This is a genomic window from Lacinutrix sp. MEBiC02404 (assembly GCF_053601575.1).
The window spans coordinates 1-219 of sequence record NZ_JBSHNV010000157.1; the positions used below are offsets into that span (position 1 = coordinate 1).

At 42.9% G+C, this 219-nt stretch carries 1 protein-coding gene; it reads right to left on the reverse strand.

What is annotated here, in order from left to right; genetic code table 11:
- The coding region (locus tag ACVCXO_RS07600; protein ID WP_452228996.1) for a hypothetical protein at positions 1-219 on the reverse strand (219 nt) is incomplete at both ends.

The following is a 219-nucleotide window of genomic DNA, read 5'->3' on the forward strand; positions in this document are numbered from 1 at the left end:
GTTAAAACAGTTACCGTTTGTGTGCTACTTGTTCCGCAGGTTCCTGGACTTGCGTATTCTATCGTATAGGTTGTTCCAGAAATTCCATTAGTTACCACTCCGCTAGTTGCGTTTATTGTTGCTCCATCCGTTGGTATCGGATTAAAAACAAAACTCCCGCCAAGATCTCCTGTGATATTTGCGGTTCCGCCATCACAAGTTGCTGTCATAGAAAATGAA